Consider the following 5,130-nt stretch of genomic DNA (forward strand, 5'->3'; position numbering starts at 1 on the left):
CCCCCCCCCCCCCCCCCCCCCCCCCCCCCCCCCCCCCCCCCCCCCCCCCCCCCCCCCCCCCCCCCCCCCCCCCCCCCCCCCCCCCCCCCCCCCCCCCCCCCCCCCCGGGCCGGACCGCTCGCCGGTCCGGTCCCCGCCCGGGCGCCCGCCCCGGCTACCGAACCCCCACCCGCCCTCTCCCGCCCTCCTCACGGTCCCCTTGCAGACGCGATCCGCGCGCCCGGCCGACCGGTGTGACAGGCTCTGCACCTCTCGCCGCGCAAACGGAGCAGCCGTGCCGCCGGCCACCCGCGGACCGTCTGTGGAGGGAAACCCACGTGACCGCCGCCGAGCTCCCCGACGGGCCGGCCCCCCTGGGCGCTGCCGAACGCTCGGCGACGGGCATCGCCGACCGCGCCGAGGCGGTGCGCCGGCTGGCCGGCGAGGCCCTCGGCAACCGCAGCCTGCAGCGGCTCACCGACCTGGCCACCCGGCTGCTGGACTGCGAGTCCGTCGACGTCTCCCTCGTCGGCGAGGTGCAGACCGCGGTGGCCGGCACCGGCCTGCCACCCGGCGGCATCGGGGCCCGGCTGCCGCTGGCCTCCTCGCTGTGCGCCGTCGCCGCGACGGCCGACGGCCCCCTCGTCGTGCCGGACGCAGCCCGCGACGAGCGGGTGGCCGACCGCGACCCCGTCCGGTCCGGGCAGGTCGGCGCCTTCCTCGGCATCCCCCTGCGGGCCACGGGTGGGGACCCGATCGGTGCGCTGTGCGCGTACGAGCCCCGGGCACGGGCCTGGACCGAGCGGGACGTGACCCTGCTCCGCCAGCTCGCCGACTCGGTCAGCACCGAGCTCCAGCTCATGGCGCTCACGGCGGAGTACGAGGCGCACCGGCTGCGCTTCGAGCTGGCCATCGACGCCGCCGGCATCGGCAGCTTCGACTGGAACCTCGTCACGGGCCGGCTGCTCTGGGACGACCGGATGCTGGCCCTCTTCGGCTACGAGCGAGCGGGGTTCGACGAGAGGATCGACTCCTTCGTCGCCCGGGTGCACCCCGACGACCGGGAGCGGACGACCGAGGCCCTGCAGACGGCCATCGAGGGGCGCGGCGACTACGAGGCCGAGTTCCGGGTCGTGCTGCCGACAGGGCTGACCCGCTGGGTGCGGGGCCGGGGCCGGGCGGTCTCCGACGACAGGGGGACCGCGGTGCGGCTGCTCGGCGCCGCCTACGACACGACGCCGCAGCGGCAGGAGGACGTCCGCCTCGCCCGCCTGCTGGAGGCGATGAAGGCCTCGTTCTTCTCGCTGGACCGGGAGTGGCGCTTCACCTACGTCAACGCCGAGGCCGAGCGGGTGCTGGGCGCCTCGCGGGAGGAGCTGATCGGGCAGGTCGTCTGGGACCGGTTCCCGGCGGCCGTGGACAGCGACTTCGAACGGCACTACCGGACGGCGGTGTCGACCGGGCAGGAGCAGCTGTTCGAGGCCTACTACCCGCCGCCGCTGGCCGCGTGGTTCGAGGTGCGCGCCTGGCCCACGCCCGACGGTCTGTCGGTGTCCTTCCTCGACGTGACCGAGCGCCGGGCGGCCGAGGAGAAGGCCCGGCGCAGCGCCGCCCGGCTCGCGCTGGTCGCGCACGCCACCACGGCCGTGTCGGCGTCGCTGAACACCCGGCAGCGGGAGGAGGAGGCGCTGCAGCGGGTCGCCGAGCTGCTCGTGCCCGAGCTCGGCGACTGGGCGATCCTGAGCCTCGCCGACGAGGAAGGCCGGATGCGGGACGTCGCCAGCTGGCACCGCGACCCGGAGTACCGGGACGCCGTCCGCCGCTACGCCGCGCTGCGGCTGGCCGCCCTGCCCCCCGACGCCCCCATCATGCGGGCGCTCGCCTCCGGGCAGGTCCTGGTCGTCCCCGACGTCGGGGTGGCCGTGGGGCAGACCCTGCCACCGGGCGACGTCAGCGACGCCTTCTGGCGGTTGGCGCCGCAGTCGGCGGTGACGATGGCGCTGGCCGCCCGGGGCCGGACGCTCGGGGCGCTCAGCGCCTACCGGTCCGCCGACCGCCCGCTGCCGGACGAGGAGGACGTCGCCACTGTGCGCGACGTCGCCGGCCGGGTGGCGCTGGCGCTGGACAACGCCCGGCTCTACGAGCAGCAGCGCCGGCTGGCCGAAGGTCTGCAGCGCAGCCTGCTCACCGCACCGCCGCAGCCCGATTCCGCCGAGATCGTGGCGCGCTACCAGCCGGCGATGGCGGTGGCGGAGGTCGGTGGCGACTGGTACGACGCCTTCCAGCAGCCCTCGGACGCGACCGTGCTGGTCATCGGCGACGTCGTCGGGCACGACACCGAGGCGGCCGCGGCGATGGGGCAGCTCCGCGGCATGCTGCGCGGCATCGCCTACCGCGACATCGGCCCCGCAGAGGTGCTCACCGACCTCGACGCCGCCATCCGCGGCCTGCACGTGGGCACGCTGGCCACCGCGGCGGTCGTGCGCGTCGAGCAGACGGCCGAGGAGCGCGCCGCCGGCATGACCCGGCTGCGCTGGTCCAACGCCGGCCACCCGCCGCCGCTGGTCCTGCGGCCGGACGGGCGGATCGAGGAGCTGGCGGGGGAACGGGCCGAGCTGATGCTCGGGGTCGACCCGGAGACGCGGCGCACGGAGACGGTGGTGACGGTGCCCCGCGGGACGACCGTGCTGCTCTACACCGACGGCCTGGTCGAGGGGCGCGACCTCTCGCTCGACGAGGGCACCGCCCGGCTGCGCGCGGCGCTGGCCGACCTCGGGGGCCGGCCGCTGCCGGAGCTGTGCGACGCCGTCCTCGACCGGCTGCGCCCCGCCGAGGCGCTGCAGGACGACGTCGCGCTCGTGGCGGTCCGGCTGCACCCCCACGGCTGACGGCCGCTCAGCGGCCCAGCATCGCCCAGACGTGCTTGCGCCCCGCGGCGACGTACCAGCCGTGCGCGGCGGCCAGTTCGGCGATCAGGTAGAGGCCCAGTCCCCCCAGGCTCGGGTCGCGGCCGACGGCCGGTGCCGGCGGGCGGTGCGGCGCCTGGTCGGTCACCTCGACGAGGTAGGCGGCACCGGTGGTGCGGAGGGCCGCCCGGACCTCACCGCCACCGTGGCGCAGCGCGTTCGACGCCATCTCGTCCAGGGCGAGCACGAGCCGGTCGAGCAGGTCACCGATCCCCGGGCCGGTCACCCGGTGGCGGACCTGCGCGCGCACACCCGGGAGCTCGGCGACGTCGTGCAGGTCCCAGACGAGGACGGGCTCGGCCGCAGGCGGGTACGCCGAGGGCCAGATCGTGCCGGCCGCCTGCCCTGTCACGCCTGTGCTCTCCTCCGTCGAGGCCTGCTGCTGCCGCGTGCTGGCCTAACCATCACCTATGGGTCGTGGCCCCGGGCGTCAAACCTGATGTCGTGCGGATCACACCGTCAGCCGACGAACACCGGCGACCAGTATCCGGATCGGACGCTCGCGGCCACGGCGAGCACGCACACCGCGGCGGCGGCGGCGACGAACCAGGCATCGCGCCGGTGCAGCGTGGAGCCCCGCGCGTTGCTGCGGGGGATCCCGGAGTCGAAGCCGCGGGCGTCCATCGCCGTCGCCAGCCGGCTCCCCCGCCGGATCGCGCCGACGAGCAGTGCGAAGGCGGTGCCGGCGAACAGCCGGACGTGGGCGACCGGGCTGGCACCGGCGTCGACGCCCCGGGCGCGGCGGGCGAGGCGGATGGTCTGCCACTCGGTGGCCAGCAGCGGCACCAGCCGCAGGGCGGCGAGCGCCCCGTAGGCGAAGCGGGTGGGGACGCGCCAGTGCAGGGTGAGCGCGTCGGCCAGCCGCACCGGGTCGGTGGAGGAGACCAGCAGGACGCCGGGCAGGGCCAACGCGATCACCCGCAGCCCCCAGGTGGCCCCGCTCAGCCACGCCGCCGCGCCGTCGAGTGTGCCGAACGCGACGTTGACCCAGGCGACACCGGCCGCGCTCAGCAGCAGGGGCCACGTGCGACGCAGGACCGACCGCGGCGTGGTCAGGCCCGCCGCGGGCAGCAGCGCCAGCTCCGCGGCGAGGACCACCGACGGCGTCACCCAGTCACCGCTGACGAGCAGGACGACGGTGAGGACGACGATCGCCGAGAGCTGGGCGACGGGATTGATCGCCGACAGCGGGACGGCCCGGGCCGGGCCGAGCGTGAGGGGGGCGCTCACGGTGCCGGCACCGGGTCGCCGAGGCGGAGCACCTCGTCGGCCAGCGCGCCGACGACGGCCGTGTCGTGGGTGACCAGGCACAGTGCACGGCCCTCGCCCTGCTGCTCGGCCAGCAGCGCGGTCAGCTCGGCCCAGGTGTCGCGGTCCTGGCCGAAGGTCGGCTCGTCCAGCACCAGCACCGGCGGCCGGGTCGCCAGCGCGGTCGCCACCGACAGCCGTCGCTGCTGGCCACCGGAGAGGGTGAAGGGGTTGGCCTCGGCGAGCGGGGCCAGCCCCAGCCGCTCGAGCAGCTCGTCGGCGCGCCGGCCGGCCGCCGTCCGGTCGGCCCCGGCCCGCAACGGTCCCAGGGAGAGCTCGTCGCGCACCCGTCCGGTCAGGAACTGGTGCTCGGGCTGCTGGAACACCGTGCCGATCCGCTCGACCAGCTCGGCCGCCCGCCACCGCGCCGGCGGCCGGTCGGGTCGGCGCAGCCCGGCGCGCAGGGTCGGCCCGACCCTGACCTGCCCGCCGGTCGGCGCGCGCAGCCCGGCGAGCAGCAGGGCCAGCGTGGACTTGCCGGTGCCGTTCGGTCCCGTCACGGCGAGCGTCCGGCCGGCGAGGAGAACCGCGTCGGTCGGCGCGAGCGCCGGGCGGTCGGACCCGCGGTGGGTGTAGCTGACGGCCTCGGCACGCACGAGCGCCTCGCCGGCCGGTGCGTCGGCCCGGCGCGCCGGGAACCGCAGCGGCGGCGGCGTCCAGCCGGCGGCGTGCTCGGTCAGCCCGCCGCCCGGCAGCAGCTCCACGACCCGGTCGACGAGCGGCAGCCACGCCTCCAGGTCGTGGTCGACGACGACCAGGGTGGGGGGGCGGGGGGGCCCCCCGCCCCCCCCCCCCCACCCCCCGCCCCCCCCCCCCGCCCGGGCGCGCTGGGCGCGGGGCGGGCCCACCAGCACCAGACCCCCGCGCGGGGCGGGGG

At 77.5% G+C, this 5,130-nt stretch carries 4 protein-coding genes; 1 reads left to right on the top strand and 3 read right to left on the bottom strand.

The features are described 5' to 3' along the window. Nucleotides 1-317: 317 nt before the first annotated feature. Nucleotides 318-2,867, top strand: a complete 2,550-nt coding sequence (locus ACI799_RS20975) for a SpoIIE family protein phosphatase (RefSeq protein WP_456613856.1) — start codon at nt 318-320, stop codon at nt 2,865-2,867. 7 nt (nt 2,868-2,874) lie between these two features. On the opposite strand, the gene ACI799_RS20980 is transcribed toward ACI799_RS20975, so the two are convergent. The 3 genes from ACI799_RS20980 to ACI799_RS20990 all read right to left on the bottom strand — a co-directional run. After that, a complete protein-coding gene (locus ACI799_RS20980; RefSeq protein WP_456589833.1) occupies nt 2,875-3,297 on the bottom strand; it encodes an ATP-binding protein in 423 nt (140 codons plus the stop codon). A gap of 107 nt (nt 3,298-3,404) precedes the next feature. Beyond that, nucleotides 3,405-4,175, bottom strand: coding sequence for an energy-coupling factor transporter transmembrane component T family protein (locus ACI799_RS20985; protein ID WP_456613857.1), 771 nt, complete (start codon nt 4,173-4,175; stop codon nt 3,405-3,407). Continuing rightward, the coding region (locus tag ACI799_RS20990) for an ABC transporter ATP-binding protein (protein WP_456613858.1) at nt 4,172-5,130 on the bottom strand (959 nt) is incomplete at its 5' end. The genes ACI799_RS20990 and ACI799_RS20985, both read right to left, overlap by 4 nt.

Source organism: Blastococcus sp. SYSU DS0753 (assembly GCF_054051175.1).